The following is a 26536-nucleotide window of genomic DNA, read 5'->3' as shown; positions in this document are numbered from 1 at the left end:
GATGTTTCTAAAGTTGTAAATGCCTCTTATTAACAGGTCGTATGAAAGCTGTGTTTATAGATTACGGATTGTTGCATCAAATTACTTTTGTTCTCATTAGAACTAAACTATAAAAGCTTACAAGCATTTATGATGGCAGATTAAAAAGTTAATTGAGCTCCAAGCACAAATCCTAAGCTATTAGCGTTTCTATCACTGTGAGTTGTTCCCGGAGGAAATGGCTCAAAGTCATTACTTCCACTTATAAAATTAAGGGGTACATAGCCTTCGGTTCTAAACATTTCAAAAAATAATTTTGAAGAGTTATTTATAAGGCCAGAAAGCCCGATTACCATTTGATTTTGTCGTTCCCATGGCGCGCCATCAGGACCGCACTTAAGGTTCGAGAATTCTCCTGAAACTGTATAAGTCACTTTGTTTTCTGGGTTAATAGTGTACTTAGCGCCGATATCTAAAGTGCTCACCTTAGCGGCTTCATAGATGTCTAATGGTGGTGTCGGGTTATGGGTGCCTTCCCAAACTTTTGTTGTTTTTGCAAATCCGCCTTGTACCGTAAGTCGGTTGTCAATATTTAAATTCCCATAAAAAGTGTATGCGGGATTATTGTCTTTACAGGGCGAAAAGTGAGTTACGGGAAACTCTTGGCAGTAAGCGCTACCCCGTAAGTAGGAGCCTCCTATTAAAAGCTTTACTTTTTCTATTAACGCAAAGGTGTAATTGATGTCTGCTACATAATTATTAAGTTTTGACGGTGTTTTTGTATTGTCTCCAACGGGAGTGTGCATTGCGCGAAACTGAGCACCACCTTGAGCGGTCATCACTTTAGCGTGAAAACCACCTTTTTTAAATCCCAATTGTGCCCCGTAGCTCAAGCCTGCAAAAGCGTGCCATGATGTTGAGTTGGTAAACGGGTTGACACTCCCCATTTGTCCGAACGGAGCATCCATTTTTCCTATTGCCCCATATAAGGGGAATCGGTTTAAATCTCCAATTACTACTATTCCTTTTCTCAATTGCAATTGGTTTCTTTCTAGCGCTGTTATCGTACCGCTGCCAAATGCTTGCTGCGGGTTGTAAAGTATTTCTACATAGCTAGTAAGCCAGTGATTAACGGTAGCCGTTAGTGAGAGTTGAAAGGAATGGATAACCGCTTCACTAACATCTTTCCCTATTTGGTTATTCGCTGTAGGGTGTCTCATTAAATAGCCAAATTTAGAATCGGTGTTGGAATGTTGATAATCTAATAACGAAATTATGGAGGTGCCTATGGTTAGACTATTGTTTGTGATTGCATTATTTTTTCTTTCGTTAAGTAAAATATTTATTTTTCTTAAATCTTGATTTTGGTCTAGCATCTTCGCTGTAACCTCCGAATTAAAATCGATAGATTTAATGGCTATGATATCCTGTTGTGAGTAAGCGAGGTTTCCGAAAAGTAAAACAAATAGTAACTTTTTTAACATGAGTTTGATGGTGTTGATTAATAGCGATAGAAAGGTGTGAATAGGAGCGCTTACGGACTGTAAATGGAGGGTTTTATTAAACAAAGAGTACTTTTTAGTATGTTAGAATAGTGTTCCGTGACCGTGATTTTTTAGATAATTATTATTAGGTTTATGAATTTTTATCTCCTCTAATTCGAAACTAATTTATAGAAATTAAATTATAACTATCTGTAACTCAGTTATTTTTTGTGTGTGAAGTTGTGTGTTTTGCGAGGTTTTCGATAAGCTAACTTGTTTTTTCGATTAAGTGAACATATAGTTGCGCTTAAGGGATTCTTGTATAATAAAACTACAGCGCGTTTTAGTGTTAAGTTAAATTTTTTAGGGGACTGTATAAAAAATAGTTGCTTTCAAGGTTTAATGTTGTTGTCAATTTGCAGGCGTAATACAAACGCTGTTAGGTTATAAACAATAAAACCCCGGCAATGCCGGGGTTTTATTTAGTAATTAATTGCTATTAATCAATTAGAAGAATCCCATAGGTTTCTTATCGTAAGAGATTAACATGTTTTTTACCACACGGTAATGATCTAAAGCCATTTTATGGTTTTCACGACCAAATCCTGATTCTTTCACACCACCAAAAGGCGCGTGCGCAGGATAGGTATGGTACTGGTTTACCCAAACTCTACCGGCTTGAATAGCACGAGGAACTTGGTATAATTCGTGAGCGTCACGAGACCAAACACCAGCACCTAAACCGTAAGGCGTATCGTTTGCGATAGCAATAGCTTCTTCAGTAGAACTGAATGTTGTTAAAGCTACAACTGGACCAAAAATTTCTTCTTGAAACACACGCATGTTGTTGTCACCTTTTAATACTGTAGGTTGGATGTAGTAGCCCTCAGAAAGTTCACCTTCGTAGTTACCAGCGTCACCACCAGCTAATACTTCAGCACCTTCTTCTTTACCAATATTGATGTAACCTAAGATTTTTTCATATTGTGCTTTAGACACTTGAGAACCAATCATTGTTTCAGGATCTAATGGATTTCCTGTTTTGATTTTTCTTAAACGTTCTTGCATTCTTACAATAAAATCGTCAGCGATATCTTCGTGTACTAAAATACGCGTTGGTGCTGTACAAATTTCACCTTGGTTTAAAGCGAACATTAATGCGCCTTCAATAGCTTTGCTATAGAATTCATCGTCATGATCTGCTACCGATGGGAAGAAAATATTTGGAGACTTACCACCTAATTCCATAGTTACAGGAATGATGTTTTCTGCTGCATTATGTAAAACTTTACGACCAGTTTCTGTAGAACCTGTGAAAGAAAGTTTAGCAATACGCTTAGATGTTGCTAAAGCTGCACCCGCTTCTGCACCAAAACCAGTTACGATGTTTAATACACCTGCTGGTAAAATATCACCAATAAGTTCCATTAAAGCAATAACACTAGTAGGTGTTTGTTCTGCTGGTTTTACAACTGCAGTACAACCTGCTGCTAAAGCTGGAGCAATTTTCCAAGCTAACATTAACATTGGGAAGTTCCAAGGAATAATTTCACCAACAACACCAATAGGTTCGTTTAATACAATACTCACAGTGTCCTTATCGTGTTCTGAAATAGAACCTTCGTCTGCACGTATAACACCTGCGAAATAACGGAAGTGGTCAATACAGTAAGGGATATCTGCTGCACGAGATTCACGGATTGGTTTACCGTTGTCTATAGTTTCTAAAGTTGCTAAGTATTCGAAGTTATCTTCCATTACTTGAGCAATTTTTAATAACGCATTACTGCGTTCTGTAGCTGAAGAGGTGCTCCAAGATGGGAACGCTTCGTGAGCTGCATCAAGAGCAAGGTCAATATCTTCTTGAGTTGAACGTGCTGCTTGAGTAAATACTTTACCATCTACTGGAGATACGTTATCGAAATACTGCCCTTTTACAGGAGCTACGAATTTACCGCCAATAAAATTCCCATATCTTTCTTTAAATACAGGTTTAGTTACATTTGCCATAATTATATATTTTAAATTGTGATTCTTAATTAATGCTTGCTAAAACAAGCCTTGTGTAATTACACTGCAAATATACGTTGGCTTCTTTCCTTTCTATTTACGGATACAGTTCAAGAACTTATGAAAAAAGGTCAATGTTTGGATTTGATGAAAAATCATATGTGGAAATACTTATAATCCATTATGCGTCAGGTTATTGAGGCTTAGGTGTGTTTTTCTTATATTATATATTGAACTGTGCTTGAGCTCAATTTAGAGTTAAGTAAAACAGTCTTAAGTGAATTATGTGTTTTTAGTGGCAGATTAAAAAGTTAATTGAGCTCCAGTCGCAAATTGTAAGTTATTTGCGTCCCTATTACTGTAAGCAATGCGTGGATGAAATGGCTTAATGTTATTACTTCGCTTATAAAATTAAAGGGTATATAATCTTCAGGAGTACATGAGTTAAAGCTGAGTAAATGTAATTATGTAACCATTATGTTCGCTTTGGATATACGGTATAAGTTTAAAAGTTAATATTAAAAATTGTTTATTATATAGATTATTAAGAAAAACTAATGTCGGCAGGGTTAAAATGTATTTTAAAAGTGCTTTTTCCTTCATTTGAATAGTTCATTTTACCATTAAGTTGATCTGTCAATATTAAAATGAGTTGTATGCCCAAGGATTTAGAGGTTTCAAAATTATAATTTTCAGGAAGTCCTGAGCCGTTATCGGAGTAGGTTAATAAGTAATGATTGTGTTCCTTTTGAATAGTTATCTCTAAAGTATTCACTTTGTCAAGTGTAAAGGCATGCTTGTAGGAGTTGGTTACTAATTCATTTAGAATTAGTCCAAGATTTGACGTGGTATCACCATCAAATATTAAATCGTCATCTATAGTAATGTTTTTGTCTAACCTTAAATCCTTTCTGCCTACTATTTGCTCTACAAAATCTAGAAGTTGTTCGGTATATTCTTTCGTTTTTATTGTTTTTAGTGATACACTCCCGTATAGTTTTTCGTGTACTAAAGCCATAGAGTGTATTCGTGATTTACTTTGTTCTAGAGCTGTTTTGACGGCAGTGTTGTTGGTTTCATCTTGTTGTAAGCTAAGTACTCCAGCAATCATTTGCATATTGTTTTTAACTCTATGATGAATTTCTTTAATAAGGGTTTGTATTCTAAATAGGCTTTTTTCTAATTCGGTATTCTTAATATTAATCTGCGTGTTCGCATGATTTAAATAGCTATTTAACTTCGCGTTTTTTGTAAAAAGATAATATATAGTAATTATAGCCATTGAAATAATAAAATACCATAAATACGCTAAGTATGCTACGATATTGGACACTCTTGGCCTTTCCTTATAGGCGCTTCCAATCTTTAAATTCAAACCAAAAACTTCTATGGTTGAAGAGATGAATTCGTTGTTCGGAATATTAAAATTCTTATAGTATTCAGGGTCGCTATTTTTATTGAAGAGGGTTGTTTCATTGTAAATGGCTTCTCTTGTTAAATCAATAGAATCTGATACTATAAATTTATGTGTAAACTCGTTGTTGTAATCTCCTTCGTAAAAATAATCTAATAAATATTTAGTATTCATAATTGGCGCCATGTAGCCAAGTACTTTATTGTCCTTATCGCGGACAGTAAAATTAAACGGGAAACCAGCCCAACCTTCTCTGAGGTTTATTGGAGTAAATATGCGAATAGTGTCAGTTGTCATTAGTTCATCTAGAGCATCTATGCGCTCTTTGTTTAGTATCTCCCTCAACGACACACCTTTTAGTCCTAGTGGATCGATTGCGTTTGGTGTTACAACATATTTAAAAATATGGTTTTTGTCAAAATAACTTACTACAATAGAATCGTTGAATTTAATTTGATCTAATAAATCCTTTAAATAGTTTTGTAACTCAATTTCGCTAGGAAAGGAAGCTCTGTGTTTAATGTGGCTTTTCAAAGACGATACTATGGTAGCGTAAACATCAATTCCAGCTCTTGCACTTAGCATCGCATCTGAATGTGTCTTTTCTAACTTGTCTTGAATTTTTTTCTGTTCTAGTTCTTGATTTGTAGTGATATATTGGTGCAGTAAAGCGCCTCCTAACATTAGAGATATAATAATTACAATCAAGTATGTTCTGGTTCTCATAAATATAAAAGTAGGTCTAGAAAACGTTATGGGGTTGGGGTGTCTCTATGAATTAGAATAGTAATTTAATTATATGCTTTAACTGTTATACATTTTATTAGTTGATAAAAAAAAATGAAGGGATTTAATTTGTGATATCTGTTGGACTAAAGCCGAACTTGGTTTTAAAGGCTACACTAAAGTTGGATAGGTTGTTATAGCCCATATCTAAATAAATATCAGAAGCTTTTAATTCGCCGCCTTCTAATAATTCTTTGGCTTTTTGAAGGCGTTTGTTTTTTATCCATTTCCCTGGAGCTTCGTTGTATTCGGAAGTAAAATGACGCTTAAAAGTAGATAAACTCATATTACATAAAAACGCAATTTCTTCCAGTTTTAAATTAGAATATACGTTGCTTTCTACAACATTTTTAAACGGTGAAACCTCTTTTGAAATCAGAGAGTGTAAATAATACTCGAAGCTAGAGCCGTACTTATTGAGTAAATACAACATGATTTCTTCAAATTTTAAAGCGAGTAGGGCATCACTGAAACTATGTTTTGAAAAAGTGCTTGACGATAGAGAGCTTATAAATGCAGCTATGTAATCGTCGTTTTCGATTACAAAATAAGGTTCTTCTTCTTGATAGGGTTTGACGTCGTTGGTGTACTTACTTAAAAAGTCAGTCAATTTTTTTTCTGAAAAAAAGACAAGCTTACAGTAATATATAGCATCAGTGTCTAATAATTCAGTCCACAGCCAGTTTCCTTTTTTAAGTAATAACGATTGCTTGTTGTTTACCGCAATAGAAGTGTTGGCAAAATGAACCTGTTTTTTACCGACTTGAAGAAAGCTAAACATGTTCATACTTAGGTTGACTTTACTTTTAACGACATCGCTAGTCATTTTAAAGTCGTAAACAAAGATGTCTTGAGGCTCTTTTTTATTGTTAAAATAAATTTCAGGGATGTTTTCAATCGGCATTTTTAATTTTTTTTATATCCAAAGTAAGTGCATCTTGATTTAAATAGGTCTAATTGATTTATACAGCTAATTTAGTTTTTTTTGCACAATTGGTTATTTGTTATAACTGTCTTTACAGTAGTTGATTATCTTGAAAAACTGACTTCTAGAGGGGTGAAAGTAATTTTAAAAACGCTTTTACCCTGATTGGAATAGTGAAGCCTTCCGTTTAATTGCTCTGTAAGTATCACAATAAGTTGAAGGCCTAAAGAATCGGAATCTTCGAAATTATAACCTTCTGGTAGTCCAGAACCGCTATCCGAATACTTTAAACTATAATGATCACCATCTTTTAAAAGGCTGATCTCAAAACTGTTATTTTTATTATAACTAAAGGCATACTTAAAGGAGTTTGTTAGTAACTCGTTCATAATTAACCCTAAGTTTGACGTGGTGTCTCCATCAAAAATTAAGTCGTCATTTATTGTGATTTTCTGTTTTACATTTAGACCCTTATTTCCAATGGTGTTGTCTACAAATTCCACCAATTGTGTAGTGTATTCCTTAATTTTGATATCCTGAAGAGAAATACTACTATATAATTTCTCATGGACTAAAGCCATGGAGTGAATACGCGACTTACTTTGTTCTAGAGCAGATTTTACTTCGTTATCCGTACTTTCATCTTGCTGTAAGGTAAGCACACCAGCAATCATTTGCATGTTGTTTTTAACACGGTGGTGTATTTCTTTAATTAATGTTTGTATTTTAAACAGACTTTTCTCTAAATCATTATTTTTTGATTGAATTTGGGCATTAGCTAGAGTTAGGTTGTTATTTAATCCTTTAATTTTTCCAAATTGGTAGAAAATGGTCACTATCGCTACAGAAAGGAGGAAATACCATAGGTAACCAAAATAGGCAACGGTTTTAGACGCTTTAGGTTTTACCTTATAAGCGCTACCTATTTTAAGTTTTAAACCGAAAACATTTATTGTTGAATAAATGAATTTATTATTCGGGATATTGAAATTTTTATAATATTCAGGGTCTACATTCTCATTGTAAATTGGGGTGTCGTTGTATATTACTTCCCGTGTTAAATCATAATTGTCTTGTATGATAAATTTATTTACAAACTCTTTGTTTATCTCATCTTTATAAAAATAATTTAATAGATATTTTACATTTATAATAGGAGTGAGGTAACCTGACAGCTTATTTTGTTTGTCACGAATAGTAAAACTAAAAGGAAAGCCAACCCAACCTTCTTTGACATTAATTGGAGTGAGTAAGTGAATATCGTCAGTTTGCATTATCTGTTCAAACTCCGCCATGCGCTTTTTACTTACTAATGTATTGGCATTTACTCCTTTAATCCCGGCAGGATCAATGGTTTTAGGAGTGATGACATATTTAAATACATGGTCGGGATCATTATAACTAACAACTATCGAATCCTTAAAATTGATTCCTGTAAGTAAATCATTTAAATAGGTTTGTAATTCAATTTCAGATGGAAATGTAGGTGCATTACGTGTGTAGCTTTTTAGTGACGATACTAGTGAAGCATAAATATCAAATCCTGCTCGAGCTCTAAGTAAAGCCTCAGAATGGGTTTTGTGGAGTTTATCTTGAGCTTTTTTGTGCTCTAATTCTTGATAGGATGTGACTAATTCTTGAAGAAATAGTGCACCCGTAGCAAGGAGTATTAATATTATAATGAGGCGTTTACTACTATTCATTAAACAGAATGGTGGTTATAGATGTTTTTTGCTTAAGCGATCTGTTCAAATATAGTTTTTTTTTAAGTTCCGACATATTAAAAGGTCTCGTAAATTATATTCTCAATTGAGTGTTGATTGATTACGGGTTGGGTTATAAGTTTTTGGTCGCCAGTAGATAGTGGTTGTGAAAACTGTTTTTTTTGAAGATAGAAATTGTAGTGCGACTTTTACCATTAATCGGAGTGGGGTAATATCATAATCAAGGGGGAATAATAGCTAGTATTAGCAATGAGGTCTAATTTTGTTGTGCTAGTAAATTTTGTAGTGTGAAATTGTTAATTAGGAAAAAAACACCTTTCTGACTTCCATCTTTCTTGACAATCGTTGTATTTTAGCGGACTTAAAAATGATCTTAAAAATTAGTAGTCTTAGGTCTTTTTGCTAACCAATTTATATTATGAAACGTTTATTTTCGAACTTACTTTTTAAAGTTTTTATAGCCATTGTTTTAGGAATAGTTTTCGGACTGTATTTGCCGGAGTCGGTGAACAGGGTTTTCACCACCTTTAATTCGTTTTTCGGTCAGTTTTTAAATTTTTCTATTCCCTTAATTATAATGGGGTTAATAATGCCAGCCATTTCCGATCTAGGTAAGGGTGCTGGTAAATTATTGTTGCTAACAGCAGCTATAGCTTATGGTTCGACCTTGTTTTCGGGTTTTATGACTTACTTTACGGCCTCTAGTATATTTCCACAACTTTTAGAGTCTCATGTTAACGATGCGGCTCAAATTGTCGACTCTGGCCGTGAGTTAACGCCATATTTTAGTATAACCATTCCGCCAGCGTTAGATGTTATGTCTTCTTTGGTGTTGGCTTTTGTTATTGGTTTAGGCTTGTCTTATCAAGAAAAATCAAGTTTGAAAATGGTTGTTAAAGATTTTCATAAAATCATAATGCAGCTCATCGAGAATGTCATTGTGCCGCTTTTACCATTATTTATTTTAGGCATATTTGCAAGTATGTCTTTTAGTGGAAAAGTGGTCTCAATACTGTCGGTATTTGTAAGTATTATCGGGGTGATTTTTGCTTTGCATATTTTATTGCTAGTGCTTCAATACACGATAGCAGGAGTGCTTACAAAGAAGAATCCAGTAAAACTTTTAGCAACGATGATGCCGGCGTATTTTACGGCTTTAGGTACACAGTCTTCAGCAGCGACTATTCCTGTTACCTTAGAGCAAGCCATGAAAAATGGAGTGTCTAAAAAAGTGGCAGGGTTCGTTATTCCATTATGTGCAACAATTCACCTATCTGGTAGTATTATGAAAATTACCGCCTGTGCAATGGCCTTAATGATTTTGGAAGGTATGCCTTTTAGTTTTACACTGTTTGCAGGTTTTATCTTTATGCTTGGAATCGCTATGATTGCGGCACCAGGTGTTCCTGGAGGTGCTATCATGGCTGCGGTTGGAATTTTACAATCTATGTTAGGCTTTAATGAGGAAATGTTAGGACTTATGATAGCGTTGTATATCGCTATGGATAGCTTCGGTACTGCTTGTAATGTAACTGGAGATGGTGCTATTTCTTTAGTGGTGAATAAAATTACTAAAGACAAATTAGTCGCCTAAAGTAAAAGTAAGCGTGCTACTTTATTAAGAGGTTGCACATACGGCAATTGATTTTATGGTAGGCTCTTTTTTATTTTCGTAACCAGCCCATAATCTGATGGTTTTCAATTTTCCAAAGACCGTTTTCGTTTTTTAGATTAAACTGCAGTCTAGAAGCGCCACCGGGACCTGGGTTTTGCTGAATGATTTCTATGCTGTTATCGGAAACTTGAGAGATGATAGATACATGACCATAGGTGTTAAAAATAGTGCCTGAGTACACCAATAAATCATCAACTTTAGGTTTAGATGAGCTAGGGTTAGTGTATTGAATAAGATTCCGTTGTTTGTTTAATTTCCCGTCCTTAATATTGGGGTTAAAAAAGTCTTTAGCATGCCCGTAACTGTTAGGCATTTTATGATTAAGATGTTCGTAATAATACCGTTTAACAAACTCCACGCATTGAAACTTTAAGCCTAAATTGTACCCGTCTTTGGTCACGCGCCGACCTTTTACATGGTTAACAGAACCATTATAATACACGGCCACACCATTTAAACTGTCTATTTTTTGTCCAATCTCCGGAGTGGCTATTACGGTCGTGTTTCGGTAGGCGAAAAAAACAACCAAAACGCATAAGAGTACGCCAAATATTAATACATCATTATATCTTCATCCTAAAATCATAGGTAATTATGGGGTAATAGATTATAAAGTACCAATTTCTAAAAGCGATTAATTTATTGATACAAAACATTTAGACATAAAATCTAATAATTCCTGTTTCTAATTTATCAAAATAAAAGCGAATCCTATTCAACTTAGTGTGATTAATTCTTATTTAAATTTAAAACTATCGTTTTCTAAGTTGAGGGTGTTATTTGGTAGAATGCTCTATTTATAGTGTTCGCTGTAAAAAGAGAAGGGGTTAATTTAAGGACGCGTGAAAATCTGTACTATAAACAAGGGCGTGTAAATTTGTAAAAACGGGTTATTTATCTTATAATATCGTTTTACAAAAAGATATCTTTTGACGACCTCTAAGCACAATACGTTTAAAGGTTAAGAGAGGTGTGTTTTTTATAGTGAGTTCTTATTCTAATAAGGGTCTTTTCAATATAAATGGCTTGCCATTATAACAGCTCACACAACTAGTAAACAGTTAATATTCAAAAACTATTTTTTATATGTCGATTAAAGTCAATAGAAAAGAAAGTGCTTCGAAATTTCTGGGTCTCGTAGTAAACAAAACAGTGTTTTTTTCAGCGATTGCTGTTATCATTTTTAGTGTGGGGTTCACCTTGATTTTTGAGGAACAAGCCGATTACTATTTTGGAATAGCACAAACAAATGTGTCTGCTCATGGCGGGTGGATTTATACGTTGTCGGTAAATCTGTTTATCGTATTTTGTTTGTATATGGCATTTAGTAAATTCGGAGCCATCCGAATTGGGGGTGCTAATACCAAGCCTGAATTTAGTCTGTGGGCATGGTTTGCCATGCTTTTTAGTGCGGGAATTGGTAATGGTTTGGTGCTTTTTAGTATTGCCGATCCGGTGCGTGATTTTTTGAATCCGCCACGATTGGCAGGGCAGGAGCCTGCACTTATTGCTCAGGAAGCTATAAACTTCTCTTTTCTCCATCACGGTATTCACGGTTGGGCGATTTATTCGGTGGTAGGACTTTCATTAGCCTATTTTACTTTTAATAGAAAAATGCCGCTGACTTTGCGATCGGTGTTTTATCCTATTCTAGGGAATAGAATCCATGGGTGGATGGGAGACCTTATCGATATTATGGCCGTTATTACCACCCTTTTTGGACTGGCTACAACCATTGGTTTTGGGGTAGGACAAATTAATTCCGGTCTAACCCACGTGTTCGGAATCCCGAGTTCCCTGTTTTATCAGGTGATTATAATTGTTGCAGTGACCTTAATTGCTACTATTTCTGCGTTTAGTGGAGTGAATAAAGGAGTTCAAATGCTAAGTAAACTGAATGTAAGAGTGGCTTCGGCAATCTTTTTAATCGTATTGCTTTCCGGGCCTACAACTTTTATTTTTAAATCCTACATTCAAAATATAGGGAGTTATTTAGTCAATTTTGTTGAAATGTCTACATGGACGGAAGCCTTGAGAGGAACAGATTGGCAGAAAACGAGAACCATTATGTATTGGGGATGGTGGATTTCATGGTCGCCATTTGTAGGGACTTTTATCGCGAGAATTTCAAAGGGAAGAACAGTAAAAGAGTTTGTGCTTTGTGTTTTAATATTGCCAGCATTAGTAACCTTCCTGTGGTTTAGTGCCTTTGGTGGTACAACAATGCGCGATATACTTCTAGGAGATACCGCGATGATTGCAGCTGTAAACGATAATATTTCTACAGCACTTTATGTGTTTTTCGATAAATTTCCGTTAGCCATGTTGCTAAAAGTATTGGGTGTTATTTTAATTTGTAGCTTTATCATAACCTCTGCCGATTCTGGTGCATTGGTGGTTGATAGCATTACTTCTGGAGGTAAATTAAAAACACCGAAATTTCAACGTGTAATTTGGGCTGTAGCCATTGGTGTTATTGCCTCTGTTTTAATGTATGGTGGCGGATTGAATGCCTTGCAAACCGTAGTAACCATCTCCGGGTTGCCTTTTGCTATTCTGCTAGTGATGATGTGTTTTTCTCTTTATATTGGCGTTAAAGAAGACTATCAGAAATCCGAACGGGAAGAAAAGCTATTGGAGCGTGAAACCTATAGAAAAAATATTCTTCAGTTGGTAAATAAGGAACGCGAAGAAAAAAACTTGAAGAAAATAGATAATGATAGTGCGCCGGGAAAAAAAGGTAAACTTACCGACCTATAAGGTTAGGCATCGTTTTCTCTGGTAAAGCAATGCTGAAATTTGAAAATTAAATAGTATACTTAAAAGTAAATGGTAGTAAGACATGACTAAGACAATAAATTTAGATAACGACTTAAAATTGATGGTGGCTTTAGATCTCACCGCGATGGATCCTATTCTTTTAGAATATGTTAGCTTTCTTTGTAACGTATGGAATATCGAGTATTTATATTTTACACATAACATAAAGCAATATAAAATCTATGATCTTTATGATGAGTTTTTTGAGGAAGGAATAACAGTAGAGGATATTGTTGATCGAGAACTTGAAAGAACAATAGAAAAACACTATACCGCTAAGGTGCCTCATACGGTACTTATTACTACCGATGATTATACCGAAAGTATTCTAACTCATTTGGCTAAAGAGTATAAAATCGATATTATGATTACCGGTAATAAAGATGAGCTTCAAGGAACAGGGGCGCTGAGTCAAAAACTTGTTCGCATGTTAGATACCCACGTGTTGCTAGTTCCTGAAGAGGCTAAACATAGAATGGAACGCGTTTTGGTGCCTACCGACTTTAGCTCGGCTTCGGCAAAGTGCTTTCAGGTAGCTAATAGTTTGGTGGAGCGCTCAGGAGGAAAAATAGAAGCCTTACATGTTTATAATATTCCGTCGTTTTTCTTCCCTTATATTAATACTGAAAAAGCAATCGATAAAACCAAACGTCACCTTCAAGAAAAGGTAAAGTTATTCCGTAAAAAATTCAAATTGTCAGAGCAATTACCGTTTAAGTATACCGATAGAGAAGAGTTGTCTGTTGTCGAAGCCCTAGAGTTGCATGCCGATAAAGGGGAGTTTGATATTGTTGTGGTTTCCGCTAGAGGAGGGAGTAATATCACGGCTTTGTTTTTGGGTAGCGTGACTAACGATCTGCTCATTAGAAATAGAAGAATGCCATTACTCGTTGTGCACTAATCAAATTATAAAGTAAATCAATCAACTATAAAAATAACCGCTTCTCAAACTAAGGAAAGCGGTTTTCTTTTTTTAATGATGTTTGTTTAAATGCTTGGCTAAATACACACCGCTACTTACGCAGGCTTGTAAAAGATAACCTCCTGTGGGCGCATCCCAATCTAACATCTCACCAATGCAAAACTGTTCCGGTAGTGCAAGGAGTTCAAAATCTTTTGAAACAGCCTCTAGAGCAACGCCTCCAACAGTGGAGATCGCCTCGTCTTGTGGGGCGGCTTTTATAAGCTCTATAGGGAATGCCTTAATGACTTGGGCTAAGTGCTCATGATTAAGGTAGTCGCTTTTGGAGACATAGGTTTTTAATAAAGCAATTTGAACAGGGCTTAGTTTAAGTTCCTTTTTTAAGATATCTGTTGTCGTTTTAAAGTGGCTAGATTTTATTTTAGTGCGTATAGCTTCTAGGGTTAGTGTAGGCTTAAAGTCGATATGGATTGTGGCGCTAGTATCTAACTTTAGCTGGTTTCTAATTTGCGGACTCAAGCCATAAATGGCATTGCCTTCCAAACCGAAGGTGGTAATAACGGCTTCTCCTTTTTGTGTTTTGCCCTGGCAGGTTATTGTAATATTTTTTAACGGCGCGCCGTCGTAACGTGTTATAAAATCAGTCTTCCAATCAACGTCATAGCTGCAGTTTGATGCTTTAAAAGGCTTGGTGAGTATTCCCTTTTTAGAAAATGTGTCTAGCCAATGTCCGTCGGAGCCCGTAACTTTCCAACTGCCTCCACCTAAACAAAACACCGTAAAGTGAGATGGTACTGCTTGCCGATTAATTATAGGGGTGTTGTTAGGGTCCCAGCCCGTAAAATGCTGCTCGTAGCGTATGGTAATGTTCCTGTCTTTTAAATGTTGTAATATGGTGTTTAGTACTTGAATTGGTTTTATCCCAGGGTCAGGGTAAACGCGTTTACTACTGCCAATAAAAGTGGGGATTCCTATTTTATTCAACCAATTTCTGAAATCAGAATTAGTGAACTCAAGAAGAGCATCCTTTAAAACAGAGTGCGGAGTATAGCGATTTATAAGCTGATCTATAGCTTCGGAATGGGTTAGGTTAAATCCGCCTTTTCCAGCAACTAGGAATTTGCGACCCGCCGTTTTGTTTTTTTCATAGATGGTAACCTTAAACTTTTCAGTATCTAAAAACGCAGCTAATAAAAAAGCTGAAGGTCCGCCGCCAATAATCGCAATCTGTTTTTTCATATCGCCAAAAGGGATGCTGTTTCTAAGTCGTTAATTTTGCACTCGAAGGAGTACAAATAACTAGGGAGGTACGTGACCTCCCCAATGTTTATATGTTTTTTACAAATTCTAAAAAGACTTGCTTGTGGCGTTCCAAATCTAAACTTGGTGACAGTGAGGCGCGAACAATATAGTCTTTATCACCTTCTTTTGTTGTTCCCTGAGTTGAGGTTGCCGGAATCGTCCAATAGCACCCTTTTAATTGTCCGTAACTCACGCAATACTTGCTTTCGTTAGGGATTTCGGTAATCATTAAATTAATTAGTTTCAGGTTTAAGGCTCTTTTATAGCGCTCTCTTTCCTCGGCAGTGTGTCCTTTTGTAGGAAGATCTAATGAAAAAACAGAAGGCGTAAACCCTTGTGCTGCTAAATCGTCGGAAACGAAATTAATTTTCGCTTCAGGTAAGGTGTTGTGGATAAAGTTAACAAACTCACGAGTGTTTTTATAAGCATCAGTAATACGTTGCGTCATCGATGGCAGTTGTTCTGCTAAAAGCTCGTATTGTAAGGCTGTAGCTTCGTTATCACAAAGGCTTAGATGCGCTTCTATAGTGTCGATTAAAGTAGTTGTTTTAGTGTTACCTACGCAGTAGCCTGCTGTACATTTTCCGCCACTAGGGAACTTAGATCCGCTAGCGAAAGAAATGGTTCTTACTGTTGATAGTATTTCTCCCTCCCCTAAAAAGAGAACATTAGGGCAAAACGTTTGATCCAATATAAATACAGGATCGATAGCAGTGTTGCCATTAGCTGTTTTACGTACTGCGCTTAATGCATTTTTTAAATCTTGAAGGTTTGGCACTTCAACTCTAGGGTTTGTAGGGATTTCTGCAATAATATACGGTACAGCATCCTCCAGTGCGACCTGATCTAAAATGCTGTTGATACTTTTAACCATATCATTCTCACCATCCACGGGTAGGTCTACAATCTCCACATTCTCTATACAAGCTGCCACACGGCGTGCTTGGTCGTTTGTTCCACCATAACAGTTAGGGGGTACTATAAATTTAATCGCTTTTCCTTTGTGATTGTCTAGGGCATCATGAACCAGACCCATCATAATAGCATACTGAATCGAGAGTCCGCTAGAAGCAACTAAGGCTTTGGTAGTAGTACCGGTTATGGTGTTAATAGATTCTAAAACTTGTGTTTTATGCGTCTTGGTGGCGTTGATTTTATTTTCTGTACCCGTTTGCCCTACGAGTACCTGTAAAGCTGAATAGCAATTTGCTGGAGTCATTGCTATAGTTTCACGTCTTCTTACATGTTGAATATCGGCAATATAACTGGTGTTTTGCTTGTTTACTAGAAGTACACTCCCTAGTTCGGGGTGTATAGTAATGTAGAAATCAATCTTTGCATTAAGCTCGGCGATACCCAGGTTTTCGTGCTGTGTTAAAAAGATGGTGCTACCGTTGTATTCCGTCACTTCGTCAGAGCTTTCTACCTGTTTCAAATCGAAGGTATACCCGTAAATACGATGTAGTATATCGGCATCAAAGCACGCTGGTAATTCTCCAGTATAAACGATTTGTGTATTCTTGTTTTGAAGTAAGTTAGTTCTTAAAACAGCTAGTACAGGTGCTGTTTTTGAAGAGAAACTAATTACATTATCAGGGTTTAACTGATGCCTTTTTGCAATACCCCATTCTAAGACACAAGAAAGTGGGTGCCCTAAACGGATATAGTCGTATGCTGTTGGTAATTCTTTAAGCGCTGAAGACTCAGAATTTCCCGTATTGAATAAGTTTTCAAACTGTTCTAAAAACTGTGTTTTTGCAAGTTCTTCGTTATAAATATCTAAGCGATGTGTTGTTGTTTTTAACCAGCCTGCAGGCATAGTTGTTAACACCTCTTTTATGTAATTTAGCCTTTTATTATCTTCCATAGTTTTCACATTTTCATCGGTCGGCAAGTTACATTAATTAGATTTTTTTATAAAAACATTGGTAAACTATTTAAGAAGGTGTAAGGTTTATTAAGAGTGTTTTAACGGTTGGATGAAGGATTTGTTAAGGTGTTTTATGGTAAGTTGGTTTTAAAAAGAACGGGTGGAAGGTTGTATTTACAATTTATGTGGGGCTACGGATTGTAAAATGGTCTATAGTATTAAAAAGAATGATCGGTCAGTACCTGGTAGTACATTTTAAAGTTTACAAGTGTACCTTGTACGCAGTAAGGGGTCTTAAACAATACAGTATTGCTGCAACCCAAGCAGCTGCGGTTGGTAGAGTTTTCAATTTACCCCGAAAACCTATACCGGCAAAAAGGGGCTGGTACTCGCCCCGATCATTCCGCCTTTCGGCTTAATCTGTTAATACTGTAAGCCAGTTGGTTTCTTGAATCTTACTGTCGATTTCTCTAAACGCACGGCCAGTTTGGTCCATTTCCGCTTGTAGTTTTTTTATATCTATCGTGGTTTTAAGATTGGTCTCACCACTGTTGTTTATTTGTGCAGAATACCTAATGGTTCTTAATTTTTCAGACAGCATTTTTAAGCTGTCCCTTTTAGCGAGTGCTTCCATAAGGTAACCTTTGCCAGAGACTTTAGTCGTGTTATTGGTTTTATTTATCCTAACTACAAGAGCTTCTAAATCTTGAATGGCTTTTCTGAGTTGGGATAGTAATTTATCAGGGTCTTCTTGCGGTTGTTTATTGTCTGAAACAATTAAAACAGGTCGTATTCTATTTTGAAGGTGTTCAATTTTCTTCAATAAATCTGCCCTTAGTAAAAGAGCTTCAGCAAGCTTCATCGGTTTATTGTTTTCTTGAGACATTTTTAGGTGTTTTATAAATTGAAAAAGAATGGTTAAAATAAAAATCAGCCGTTAAAGGCCATTCTTCTTATGCTATACATTTGTGTTACAGGCAATGTTTAGCTAACCGTCAAAGATAAAGACATAAATCTAACTTTGCAATCTAACTCATAAATATTGGACTAAAGCGGTAATTATATTCGTGGATTTCTATAACACTGATATATTAGTGTAGGGTAAATAGTAGTGTCAAATGTGATAATTTTAGTTCATTGAAACTTAAGGGAAGTAATATTAAAAAGAATTTATGAGAATTGGTTATAACTAGGATATAAGAGGTGTTTTCAAAATTAACGATAAAATTTTTATATGATATTATGCTCTATTCTGAATTAAACTATAGTCTTGATTGATAAATTTTAGATTAATTTTATTCTCGGTTTCTCTAAACTCGTAAATTTGTACCGTCGTATTTGAATTAAATATGTATAGAAATAAATAGAGAGCACTAGTGTTACGAGGTGTGCTAAACTATTTATTATAACAATTTGCGATGGAAATTTAATAATTAATAATTTATATTTATAAATGAATAAATATGTTACGGTCCTATTCCTTTTAGTTGCATCTGTTTCTTTTTCACAAACGGACACAACTTCTAGTGGGAAGAATAAAGTGTGGAAGAACTTAAAATATGATTTTGAAGTTACAGCTAAAAGTGTTGGTAACGCTTTTACACAACCCACACGATGGAATAAAAATGATTTCATTACGGCAGGGGGTATTGTTGCAGGAACAAGTTTCTTGTATTTAGCAGACAATGAAGCACAAGATTTTTTCTTAAGACAGGAAAAAGATATACCGGATGTGGTTCAAGATTTTGGATGGTATTTTGGTAGCCCACAGAATTTTTTTATTGCCTCGGCCGGAATTTATGGGTTTGGTTTAATAACGGATAATCCTAAAGTAAGACGAGCAGGTGTTTTGATTGTATCGAGTGCCGTTGCTTCTGGTATTATGCAGTCTGTGGCAAAAACAGTAGTTGGGCGTTCACGTCCTTCGAATGGAGGTCATGATTCATTTGACTTTTTTAGTAAGGAATCGGGGTATCATTCATTTCCATCAGGACATGCGATCTTGACATTTACTATGGCGCACGCTGTTGCAAAACAGTTCGATAGTTTTTGGGTTAAAGCTGGAATATATGCTGTTGGATCTATCGCCCCTATTTCTAGGTTGTGGGTTAATGCACACTGGGTTAGTGATGTTGGACTAGGTATGGTTTTAAGTATTGTTGTGGTCGATGGTGTTGATAATTTCATGAACAGACAATCTTATTATAATTATAAAAAGCCAAAAAAAATAAACTGGAGTTTGCGTGCTGGATATCAAACTATTGGTTTAGTAGGAACCTTTTAAAGAACACAAATAGGTGTTAGGAATTATAAATGCCAAAAAAAAGCATGATTTTTCATGGCGTTTTTTTCGGCATTTTAATGTTAGGTCCTCGTTGTAAGAACCTTTATTTATTTTTGACATAAATTAACTTATGTCTGCTTTTAGGGTTTTCACGTTGTTCTAGCTCAAACTTACCGATAGACTTAATAAGAGGAGTAAGCTTGTCAAAACCATAATTCCTTGAATCGAAATTAGGTTGTTTCTTTTGGATTAATCCACCAACATCACCAAGAAATGCCCAACCATCTTCGTCTGATAAATCCGAAATTGTAGCCGCTATAAGCTTAATCACTTTCGGAGTGATTTTATCAATACTATCTTTGCTATTGTCTTTCTGGCTAACACTTTCTTTCTTCCCTGTTTGCTTTCTAATAATTTCTATATAAATAAATTTATCGCAAGCTACAATAAACGGGTTTGGTGTTTTCTTCTCCCCAATACCAATAACTTGTAAGCCTGCTTCACGTAATCTAGTCGCTAATTTTGTAAAGTCGCTATCACTAGAAACAAGGCAGAAACCACCCACTTGTCCGGTGTAAAGTATATCCATAGCATCAATAATCATCGCCGAATCTGTGGCATTTTTTCCTGTGGTATAGGCATATTGCTGTATAGGCGTGATTGCATTTTCTAACAATAGGGCTTTCCATTTTGATAAATGTGGACTGGTCCAATCACCATAGATACGCTTAATTGTAGGGTTACCATATTTCGCTATTTCCTCCATCATCTCTTTAACATGAGCGGAAGGGATGTTGTCTCCATCAATGAGTACGGCTAAATTCATAGGTTTTATTGTTTTTACTGCAAGTTATTAATAATTAGACAAACTTCTGCCTTTTGGTCAATATCCGGTTTTAAAAAGATACTATTTTTAATAGGACCTCCAAAATTACTGTCGGCGATTAGATAATAAAACGGAACCGACAACTAGCAATCTAGGAATTCTTTATAGGAATTCAATGTAATAAGTCGTTATTATCACGAGTCCGCATTACATATCTATAACGTGTAAAACTAAAAAAAAGCGATTAAAAAATATAATCGCTTTTTTATGTTTTCCGTTAAGAAATTTGTGTTTACCACTAATTTTGAGGCTTTAAGAAAGCACTCTAGGCTATTATCTTAATTTAATTCAAGATAATAGAGTCGTTCTATTGGTGGTATGCTGTGTTATGAGCTAATGCTGTACCACATGTTTTACAAGCTCCCGTTGTTCCAGAACCTCCTTCACAGCCTTTACTACAGACATAGTGCCATACTCCAGCAGCATTTCTACTTGGTTCTGCTGCTACAGGAGGATTAGCGTAAGGTATAGCCGATGGGTTTGTGTTCGTGTTCATGTTCACTGGAGTGTGATAAGATTGGTTGTGGGCTAAACGAATACCACAAGTCTCACAGTTAACGGCAGACCCAGCTCCTCCAGGACATCCTTTTGTACATGTGTAATGCCATACACCTGCTGTATTTTGAGCTGGCTCAAGATTAGTTGGTGGTGGAGTTGTTGTCGTTGCTTTACTTGGTGTTTTTGAAACTTCTGTAGCGTTTAAAGCGTCTTTTGTTGGTGTACTTGTTTTATCGTTACAGCCAGTAAATGAAAGAACGGCACTTAATAATAATACAGGAAGCATCTTAAAGTATTTCATAATCGTATTTTTTTTTAAAATTTTGAAGATGTAAACATACATTAATTTTTTTTTATCGCTAAATGATATGGGCATATCAGTAAAAAATTAACAAATCAAACAGTTTTTTAGTGGTTCCTATTAGATAAGTTAATTCTAAACTAGGGTAACTATAACCATCTTAATATTTTAGATAGCGCTTTTAAGCGTTTCTTTTGTTTGTTTAATTGAAATGATGTTTGTTGAGTAACCTTTGTTACCGAGATTATGCTCGTAATAGCTTATTTTTACAAGAGGTATTTTGGTTGACCTCCAAAAATCTATAAGTCAAATATTAAATAGTAAAACGTATGAAAAAACAATTTTTTATGACCCTTCTCGTTGTTGTGGGAACGGTATTGTATGCCCCTGTTAGTGCTCAATCATTAACTGTTTCAGCAGTAGAGCAGTCTATTAAAAAAGATGGTAAATATGCGATTTTGGTGTCAAATGCCCGTTATTTTCAAGCCGCAGTAAGAACCGGGGAAGGACTTAAAGCCAAACACAGTACAGTCGATTTTGAAGTGGTATTAATTGGTCCTGTGGTAAAAGATTTAGCTACCGATGAAAGTTTACAGTCGACAATAGAAGCAAGTGAAAAACTGGGTATTCGCCTTGTTGTTTGTGAAGCTGCTATGAATCATCTTAAATTAAAGCATACCGATTTCCATAGTTCTATTGCTTTTACACCCGATGGATTTGTGTATTTGTTTGGTTTAGAGGAAAGCGGATTTAAGACCATAACCTTGTAATTTATTAAGGCCTGATTCGCTCAACACATCTAAACAGATTGTCTGTTTTTGTGGTTTTGTGCCGGTTGTAATTATCGCTTGCGTTTTTAAGATGTAAGCGATTTTTTTTTATGAATTGTGTGGATCTAAACTATGTAATCGTTACACAGTCGCAGGCTTTGGTTTTTATTTAAATGAAGGCTTTAAGTTGTAATAAAATATAGAGGAGCATGGTGATAATAGTCATGTTTTTAGTGCTGCTGAACCTTTACCTTTATGGTAGAATAAAAGACTAAAACCCTATAGCTATGACCGAATTACAAATTGCAGAAAGTGTGACTCCTAAACATATTAAAGAGATCGCCTATAAATTGGGTATTCCAGAAGAGAAGTTAGAATATTACGGCAACACCAAAGCAAAACTTCCATTAGAAGGTATTGATGAAAAAAAAGTAAAACAGAACACCCTTATATTAGTAACGGCAATGACGCCAACACCTCCTGGTGAAGGTAAAACGACAACGTCCATAGGCTTAGTGGATGCCCTAAATGTTTTAAATAAAAAAGCAGTAGTGGTATTGCGAGAGCCTAGTTTAGGGCCTGTGTTTGGAATAAAAGGAGGAGCTGCAGGTGGTGGTTGGAGTCAAGTGATTCCTATGGTTGATATTAACCTGCATTTTACAGGTGATTTTCACGCGATAGAAAAAGCGAATAATTTACTTTCTGCTCTTATAGAAAATAACATTCAGAGTAAAACGAGAAGCCTCGGTATAGACCCGAGAACGGTGGTTTGGAAACGGTGTATGGATATGAACGATCGCGGATTGCGGAATATCGTAGCAGCTCTTGGTGGTAAGGCGGGTGGTGTGCCTAGAGAAACAGGGTTTAATATTACTGCAGCATCCGAAATTATGGCCATTTTGTGTTTAGCATCAGACTTAGAAGATCTAAAAGAAAGGTGCGGTAATATCTATATTGGTGACACGTGGAAAGGGACTCCTGTTTACGCCAAAGATTTAAATGCTCATGGCGCTATGGCGGTGTTGTTAAAAGACGCCATAAAACCCAACTTGGTACAAACCTTAGAAGGGAATCCTGCTATTATTCATGGTGGACCATTTGCAAATATTGCTCAGGGAACGAACTCTATTGTCGCTACAAAAATGGGAATGAGTATGCGTGATTATACGGTTACCGAAGCTGGATTTGGTTCTGATTTAGGTGCCGAAAAATTCCTGAATATTAAATGTCGTGCCGCGGGAATTTCACCTAAAACTATTGTTCTTGTGGCTACTATTAGAGCTTTAAAATATCATGGCGGTAAATCGCTTAAAGACATTACCCAAGAGGATGTAATAGCACTAAAAAAGGGACTGCCAAACTTAGAACGCCATATTGAGAGTTTAAAAAGTTTTGGAATTCCTATTGTAGTATCTATAAACGCTTTTAAATCGGATACCGATGCAGAAATGCAACTGGTAAAAGAACATTGTAAAACACTGGGTGTCCCGGTGGCTCTAAGTTACGGTTGGGAGCAAGGCGGTAAAGGGTGTGTGGATTTAGCAGAGAAAGTGGTGCAGGCAGCAAATACTTGTACTCAGGAGTTTAAACCAACGTACAACCTTGAGGATTCCATTATAGGAAAAATGGAAAAAATTTGCCGTACTATTTATGGCGGGGATTCGGTTGTGCTTAGTGATGTAGCAAAAGCACAGTTACGCAAATATGAAGCCATGGGCTATAGCGACTTTCCTGTTTGTATGGCAAAAACAGAGAAAAGTTTTAGTGATGATAAAAAACACCTGGGCCGCCCTGTCGGTTTTGATGTGCATATTAGAGAGTTCGAATTGGCTACAGGTGCCGGTTTTATAATTCCTATCGCAGGTAATGTGTTGCGAATGCCAGGGTTACCAGGGATTCCAGCAGCGGAAAAGATTACCATTGATAAGGATGGTACGATTGAAGGCTTGTTTTAAGTTGTGCGGTACGGCTGAGTGCGGAAAAGTATACTGCGGACTAATACTTTAATGTTGTTTGCTAGAAAAGGGGGCGTTTTTATTATCGGTATTCTGGGTTGTCAAATTCCCAACGTTCTCCATTATCCCATGCGTTGCGAGAGTTTCCGTAATTAGGATACCCCTTACTTTGCTTTAATAGTAAAGCCAAGTGCAGCAGGTTGTAGGTCATAAAAGTGGTGTTTCTGTTTGTGAAGTCGCTATCAAATCCTACAGGGGTTTCTAAAGGTGTGTCTTTCCATGTTTGATCGCCGTAGCTTGGTCCAGGGCCCACATTTCCAATCCACCCACAATCGGCTTGAGGAGGGATGGAATACCCTACATGTTGTAATGAGTATAAGATGCCCATAGCACAATGTTTAATACCGTCTTCATTTCCAGTAACAATGCAACCACCAACTTTTCCATAATAAATATACTGCCCCTTATCATTTGTTTTGCTGCTCATAGCGTAAAGTCTTTCGATTAGCTTTTGTGCTTCAGAAGACTTTTCGCCTAACCATATTGGGGTGCCCACTATTAGAATGTCTGCACTCATAATTCTCTCAAATAGTTTTGGCCATTCATCACGATCCCATCCATGTTCAGTCATGTCAGGATATACACCACTGGCAACGTGATGATCGACTAACCTAATCTCATCTATACCAACATTCTCTTTAGTCATAATTGCCTTGGAAACTTCCATTAGGGTTTCTGTGTGACTTTTTTCCGGTGACTTTTTTAACGTACAATTTATATAAACGACGCTTAGTTGACTGAAATTTAGTTGTTTCATAATGCTTTGCTTTTTTCTAGTGGTACTCAGTGTATGAGAATTCAGGTTTGGAACGCTGTCTTTCTGTAATAATAACAGTTGAGGTAAATGCAATAAAGGAACTCTAAGTGACGACGAATTACGAATGCGCTGTGTTAATGCTAGACGTTAATAAGGCAGTTCTGGTTATTGAGCTAACCTAATATAAGGAAATAAAATGTAAAGTTGGTGATTAGGTATCACAAGTATATGTGGCGGACTTGTTTGTAATAAGTTGTTAATCAGCTGGTAATAGGTTGTGTTTTGAGCTGTGTAGTGTGCAGGGGCAGGGATCGCACATTACAGTCTGGTGTGTTTATTAGAGGTGTAAAAGCGTATAGAAAGGGCTTTATTTCGTTTGGTGCGGAATTGTTTCGACGATCATTACCACATTCGTGCCTTCTATTTTTTCAAGAATAGTACACTTGAAGTTCGGGTTGCTTTTAAAGTATGTAATAACCTGCTGCCTTTCTTTTGCACCTGAATCATCCATTCCTAAATTAAAAATCATTTGTCCCTTAGGACTAAGGATTCTAGATAGTTCACAGCAAAAGTCTTCAGAGTAAAATTTTGTAGGGACTTTGGTGTCTATAAACAAATCAACGATTATAAGGTCTGTAGTCGTAGAAAATGCTTTTACATAGTCATAGGCATCCGCATTAAAAATATGTAAGTGTTCAGATTCTTGAATATTAAATTCTTTTTTAGCAATATCAATAACTACCGAATCGATATCAACGGCGTAAATTTTACCGGAATAATTAAAGCGTTCTCGTAATGATGTGATGAGGCTGCCACCTCCTAAGCCTAAAAGTACGACCGAAGAAACATCTTTTAATTCAATCTCTCGTAAGCCTCTTTCTAATATTCTTTGTAAGGACCCAAAAGAGTAATTGGCATTTTTGCTATCAAGCATTTTTTTACCATTAACCACGGTTAATTCCAACACGCCGCTATAGTCAGAACTAACCGTTGTTGTTTGAGGCCAAATGAAACTTAATAATCGTTTTATAATCATTCTCTTTTTTGTTAATTATGTTTTTGGTACTAATAATTTAAACGATCTGTTGGTATGCAGATTTTCAAAGTGCTTTTCTTTTAGTAACTCTTCTTCTAGGGCATCCGATAGTTCAAGAGCCTTTTTTATATCTTTTAATGCTTCCGCTTGCTTGTCCATTTTAGAATAGGCACAAGCACGTTGCCAGTAGGCTAGAGCGTACTCATTGTCGTGGTCTATAGCATGGTTTGCCAAATCTAAGGCCCAACGCACTTCTCCAATTTCTAATAAAGCATCAGCCTTATAAGTCATTGCCTCAATATCATCAGGTTTTATATTTAAAATTTCATCGTATACCGATATTTTTTCCTCATCACTTTTTTCTAAACCAGCACGCATCCATAAAGAGTGAATAGAGTTGGTGTCTGTTATGTTTTTTTGTGTTTCTATAATGACTTTAGAACGCTCTGTCATTTTTACTTCCACCTGTTGTAAACGGCTTTCATAGTCTGAAGTCAGTGTTTGTATTTTTTTTGCCATATCAATCTTTAAACTCTTTTTTATATCATTTAATGAGCGCCAACCCAAAAGTACTAGCAATGAAGCTGCGGCAGTTATGATATAGAAGATGTTGTTTATTGTACTTGTTGTATAATTGATGGCTCTGTCAGATGACTCTACTTTAGCTTCAGCAACCTGTTTTGTAACCTCTGCTTTCAAGCTTTGATTTTCTTGTCTTAAGCTTTTTATTTCATCAAGAATATATCTCTCAATTAAGGGTTTGAATAAAGGCTGGTCTACAGAATCTAATTTGATAGGATCATTAGAAAATAAAGTAAATGGAATAGTTAATAAAAGTATTGAAAAAAATAATTTGGACATTCTAATAGGACGTTGTTTGTAAATTTTAATGGATATAAGTTTTTAATGGGTTTGCCTTATTTTTTTGGTAAAGCTTAATGAATTTGTGAACGATTTGCTACTGTAAATTGGGCCGTTCGGGCGTGGTTTTTGTAAAGGGTGTAAGTTAGCAAATATAAAACGGAATAAGAAATCTGATTGCGTTTTGCATGCCTGCTGAAAGCTGTGAATTTTTTGT

General features: G+C 36.0%; 20 protein-coding genes. 6 read left to right on the top strand and 14 right to left on the bottom strand.

Going from position 1 to position 26536, the window contains the following annotated elements:
- Positions 1–140: 140 nt before the first annotated feature.
- The 5 genes from BLV64_RS11775 to BLV64_RS11755 form a co-directional block, all read right to left on the bottom strand.
- Complete coding sequence (locus BLV64_RS11775) at positions 141–1463, bottom strand: hypothetical protein (RefSeq protein ID WP_092135703.1); 1323 nt, start codon at positions 1461–1463, stop codon at positions 141–143.
- A gap of 507 nt (positions 1464–1970) precedes the next feature.
- Positions 1971–3473, bottom strand: a complete 1503-nt coding sequence (locus BLV64_RS11770; protein ID WP_092135700.1) for an aldehyde dehydrogenase family protein — start codon at positions 3471–3473, stop codon at positions 1971–1973.
- Between the two features lie 544 nt (positions 3474–4017).
- Positions 4018–5613 (bottom strand): sensor histidine kinase, encoded by a 1596-nt coding sequence (locus tag BLV64_RS11765; protein ID WP_092135697.1) that lies wholly within the window; start codon positions 5611–5613, stop codon positions 4018–4020.
- 124 nt (positions 5614–5737) lie between these two features.
- Positions 5738–6577, bottom strand: coding sequence for a helix-turn-helix domain-containing protein (locus BLV64_RS11760; RefSeq protein ID WP_092135694.1), 840 nt, complete (start codon positions 6575–6577; stop codon positions 5738–5740).
- 125 nt (positions 6578–6702) lie between these two features.
- A complete protein-coding gene (locus tag BLV64_RS11755) occupies positions 6703–8301 on the bottom strand; it encodes a sensor histidine kinase (RefSeq protein ID WP_092135691.1) in 1599 nt (532 codons plus the stop codon).
- A 439-nt stretch (positions 8302–8740) separates the two neighbouring features.
- Here BLV64_RS11755 and BLV64_RS11750 point away from each other — a divergent pair, with 439 nt between their 5' ends.
- Complete coding sequence (locus BLV64_RS11750; RefSeq protein ID WP_092135688.1) at positions 8741–9916, top strand: dicarboxylate/amino acid:cation symporter; 1176 nt, start codon at positions 8741–8743, stop codon at positions 9914–9916.
- A 70-nt stretch (positions 9917–9986) separates the two neighbouring features.
- Here BLV64_RS11750 and BLV64_RS11745 read toward each other — a convergent pair whose 3' ends face one another.
- Complete coding sequence (locus BLV64_RS11745; protein ID WP_245705910.1) at positions 9987–10526, bottom strand: CHAP domain-containing protein; 540 nt, start codon at positions 10524–10526, stop codon at positions 9987–9989.
- Positions 10527–11083: 557 nt separating this feature from the next.
- Here BLV64_RS11745 and BLV64_RS11740 point away from each other — a divergent pair.
- Both BLV64_RS11740 and BLV64_RS11735 read left to right on the top strand, forming a co-directional pair.
- The gene (locus tag BLV64_RS11740; protein WP_092135684.1) at positions 11084–12757 is read left to right on the top strand and encodes a BCCT family transporter; all 1674 of its coding nucleotides are present in this window, start codon (positions 11084–11086) and stop codon (positions 12755–12757) included.
- 82 nt (positions 12758–12839) lie between these two features.
- Positions 12840–13718, top strand: coding sequence for a universal stress protein (locus BLV64_RS11735; RefSeq protein ID WP_092135681.1), 879 nt, complete (start codon positions 12840–12842; stop codon positions 13716–13718).
- A 72-nt stretch (positions 13719–13790) separates the two neighbouring features.
- On the opposite strand, the gene BLV64_RS11730 is transcribed toward BLV64_RS11735, so the two are convergent.
- The 3 genes from BLV64_RS11730 to BLV64_RS11715 form a co-directional block, all read right to left on the bottom strand.
- Positions 13791–14978 carry a BaiN/RdsA family NAD(P)/FAD-dependent oxidoreductase gene (locus BLV64_RS11730; RefSeq protein WP_092135678.1) on the bottom strand — a complete coding sequence of 396 codons (1188 nt, stop codon included), beginning with the start codon at positions 14976–14978 and terminating at the stop codon, positions 13791–13793.
- Positions 14979–15066: 88 nt separating this feature from the next.
- Complete coding sequence (locus tag BLV64_RS11725; protein ID WP_092135748.1) at positions 15067–16908, bottom strand: PLP-dependent aminotransferase family protein; 1842 nt, start codon at positions 16906–16908, stop codon at positions 15067–15069.
- A gap of 418 nt (positions 16909–17326) precedes the next feature.
- Positions 17327–17797, bottom strand: a complete 471-nt coding sequence (locus tag BLV64_RS11715) for a DIP1984 family protein (RefSeq protein WP_092135674.1) — start codon at positions 17795–17797, stop codon at positions 17327–17329.
- A 567-nt stretch (positions 17798–18364) separates the two neighbouring features.
- On the opposite strand from BLV64_RS11715, the gene BLV64_RS11710 reads away from it, so the two are divergent.
- Entirely contained in the window at positions 18365–19195 is an 831-nt protein-coding gene (locus BLV64_RS11710; protein WP_092135671.1) for a phosphatase PAP2 family protein, read from the top strand.
- A gap of 103 nt (positions 19196–19298) precedes the next feature.
- Here the strand turns inward: BLV64_RS11710 and BLV64_RS11705 are convergent, their stop codons facing one another.
- Both BLV64_RS11705 and BLV64_RS11700 read right to left on the bottom strand, forming a co-directional pair.
- Positions 19299–20021 carry an NYN domain-containing protein gene (locus BLV64_RS11705; RefSeq protein WP_092135668.1) on the bottom strand — a complete coding sequence of 241 codons (723 nt, stop codon included), beginning with the start codon at positions 20019–20021 and terminating at the stop codon, positions 19299–19301.
- A gap of 367 nt (positions 20022–20388) precedes the next feature.
- On the bottom strand, positions 20389–20880 hold the full coding sequence (locus BLV64_RS11700; RefSeq protein ID WP_143034161.1) for a hypothetical protein: 492 nt from the start codon (positions 20878–20880) through the stop codon (positions 20389–20391).
- Positions 20881–21209: 329 nt separating this feature from the next.
- On the opposite strand from BLV64_RS11700, the gene BLV64_RS11695 reads away from it, so the two are divergent.
- A complete protein-coding gene (locus tag BLV64_RS11695) occupies positions 21210–21650 on the top strand; it encodes a DsrE family protein (RefSeq protein ID WP_092135662.1) in 441 nt (146 codons plus the stop codon).
- Between the two features lie 287 nt (positions 21651–21937).
- Positions 21938–23605 carry a formate--tetrahydrofolate ligase gene (locus tag BLV64_RS11690; RefSeq protein ID WP_092135659.1) on the top strand — a complete coding sequence of 556 codons (1668 nt, stop codon included), beginning with the start codon at positions 21938–21940 and terminating at the stop codon, positions 23603–23605.
- An 82-nt stretch (positions 23606–23687) separates the two neighbouring features.
- On the opposite strand, the gene BLV64_RS11685 is transcribed toward BLV64_RS11690, so the two are convergent.
- The 3 genes from BLV64_RS11685 to BLV64_RS11675 form a co-directional block, all read right to left on the bottom strand.
- Entirely contained in the window at positions 23688–24422 is a 735-nt protein-coding gene (locus BLV64_RS11685; protein WP_092135656.1) for a flavodoxin family protein, read from the bottom strand.
- 367 nt (positions 24423–24789) lie between these two features.
- On the bottom strand, positions 24790–25458 hold the full coding sequence (locus tag BLV64_RS11680; protein ID WP_092135653.1) for a spermidine synthase: 669 nt from the start codon (positions 25456–25458) through the stop codon (positions 24790–24792).
- 15 nt (positions 25459–25473) lie between these two features.
- Positions 25474–26319 (bottom strand): tetratricopeptide repeat protein, encoded by an 846-nt coding sequence (locus tag BLV64_RS11675; RefSeq protein ID WP_092135650.1) that lies wholly within the window; start codon positions 26317–26319, stop codon positions 25474–25476.
- Positions 26320–26536: the final 217 nt, after the last annotated feature.

Origin of the sequence: Bizionia paragorgiae, assembly GCF_900107625.1 — a bacterium.
GTDB lineage: Bacteria > Bacteroidota > Bacteroidia > Flavobacteriales > Flavobacteriaceae > Bizionia > Bizionia paragorgiae.
This window is presented reverse-complemented; position numbering and strand designations above follow the sequence as displayed.

Coding starts and splice junctions, on each gene's coding strand:
- BLV64_RS11740 (WP_092135684.1), top strand. CDS start 11,084: ATGTCGATTAAAGTCAATAGAAAAGAAAGTGCTTCGAAATTTCTGGGT.
- BLV64_RS11710 (WP_092135671.1), top strand. CDS start 18,365: ATGAATAAATATGTTACGGTCCTATTCCTTTTAGTTGCATCTGTTTCT.
- BLV64_RS11765 (WP_092135697.1), bottom strand. CDS start 5,613: ATGAGAACCAGAACATACTTGATTGTAATTATTATATCTCTAATGTTA.
- BLV64_RS11735 (WP_092135681.1), top strand. CDS start 12,840: ATGACTAAGACAATAAATTTAGATAACGACTTAAAATTGATGGTGGCT.
- BLV64_RS11760 (WP_092135694.1), bottom strand. CDS start 6,577: ATGCCGATTGAAAACATCCCTGAAATTTATTTTAACAATAAAAAAGAG.
- BLV64_RS11725 (WP_092135748.1), bottom strand. CDS start 16,908: ATGGAAGATAATAAAAGGCTAAATTACATAAAAGAGGTGTTAACAACT.
- BLV64_RS11755 (WP_092135691.1), bottom strand. CDS start 8,301: ATGAATAGTAGTAAACGCCTCATTATAATATTAATACTCCTTGCTACG.
- BLV64_RS11715 (WP_092135674.1), bottom strand. CDS start 17,797: ATGTCTCAAGAAAACAATAAACCGATGAAGCTTGCTGAAGCTCTTTTA.
- BLV64_RS11770 (WP_092135700.1), bottom strand. CDS start 3,473: ATGGCAAATGTAACTAAACCTGTATTTAAAGAAAGATATGGGAATTTT.
- BLV64_RS11700 (WP_143034161.1), bottom strand. CDS start 20,880: ATGAAATACTTTAAGATGCTTCCTGTATTATTATTAAGTGCCGTTCTT.
- BLV64_RS11775 (WP_092135703.1), bottom strand. CDS start 1,463: ATGTTAAAAAAGTTACTATTTGTTTTACTTTTCGGAAACCTCGCTTAC.
- BLV64_RS11695 (WP_092135662.1), top strand. CDS start 21,210: ATGAAAAAACAATTTTTTATGACCCTTCTCGTTGTTGTGGGAACGGTA.
- BLV64_RS11685 (WP_092135656.1), bottom strand. CDS start 24,422: ATGAAACAACTAAATTTCAGTCAACTAAGCGTCGTTTATATAAATTGT.
- BLV64_RS11690 (WP_092135659.1), top strand. CDS start 21,938: ATGACCGAATTACAAATTGCAGAAAGTGTGACTCCTAAACATATTAAA.
- BLV64_RS11675 (WP_092135650.1), bottom strand. CDS start 26,319: ATGTCCAAATTATTTTTTTCAATACTTTTATTAACTATTCCATTTACT.
- BLV64_RS11680 (WP_092135653.1), bottom strand. CDS start 25,458: ATGATTATAAAACGATTATTAAGTTTCATTTGGCCTCAAACAACAACG.
- BLV64_RS11750 (WP_092135688.1), top strand. CDS start 8,741: ATGAAACGTTTATTTTCGAACTTACTTTTTAAAGTTTTTATAGCCATT.
- BLV64_RS11730 (WP_092135678.1), bottom strand. CDS start 14,978: ATGAAAAAACAGATTGCGATTATTGGCGGCGGACCTTCAGCTTTTTTA.
- BLV64_RS11705 (WP_092135668.1), bottom strand. CDS start 20,021: ATGAATTTAGCCGTACTCATTGATGGAGACAACATCCCTTCCGCTCAT.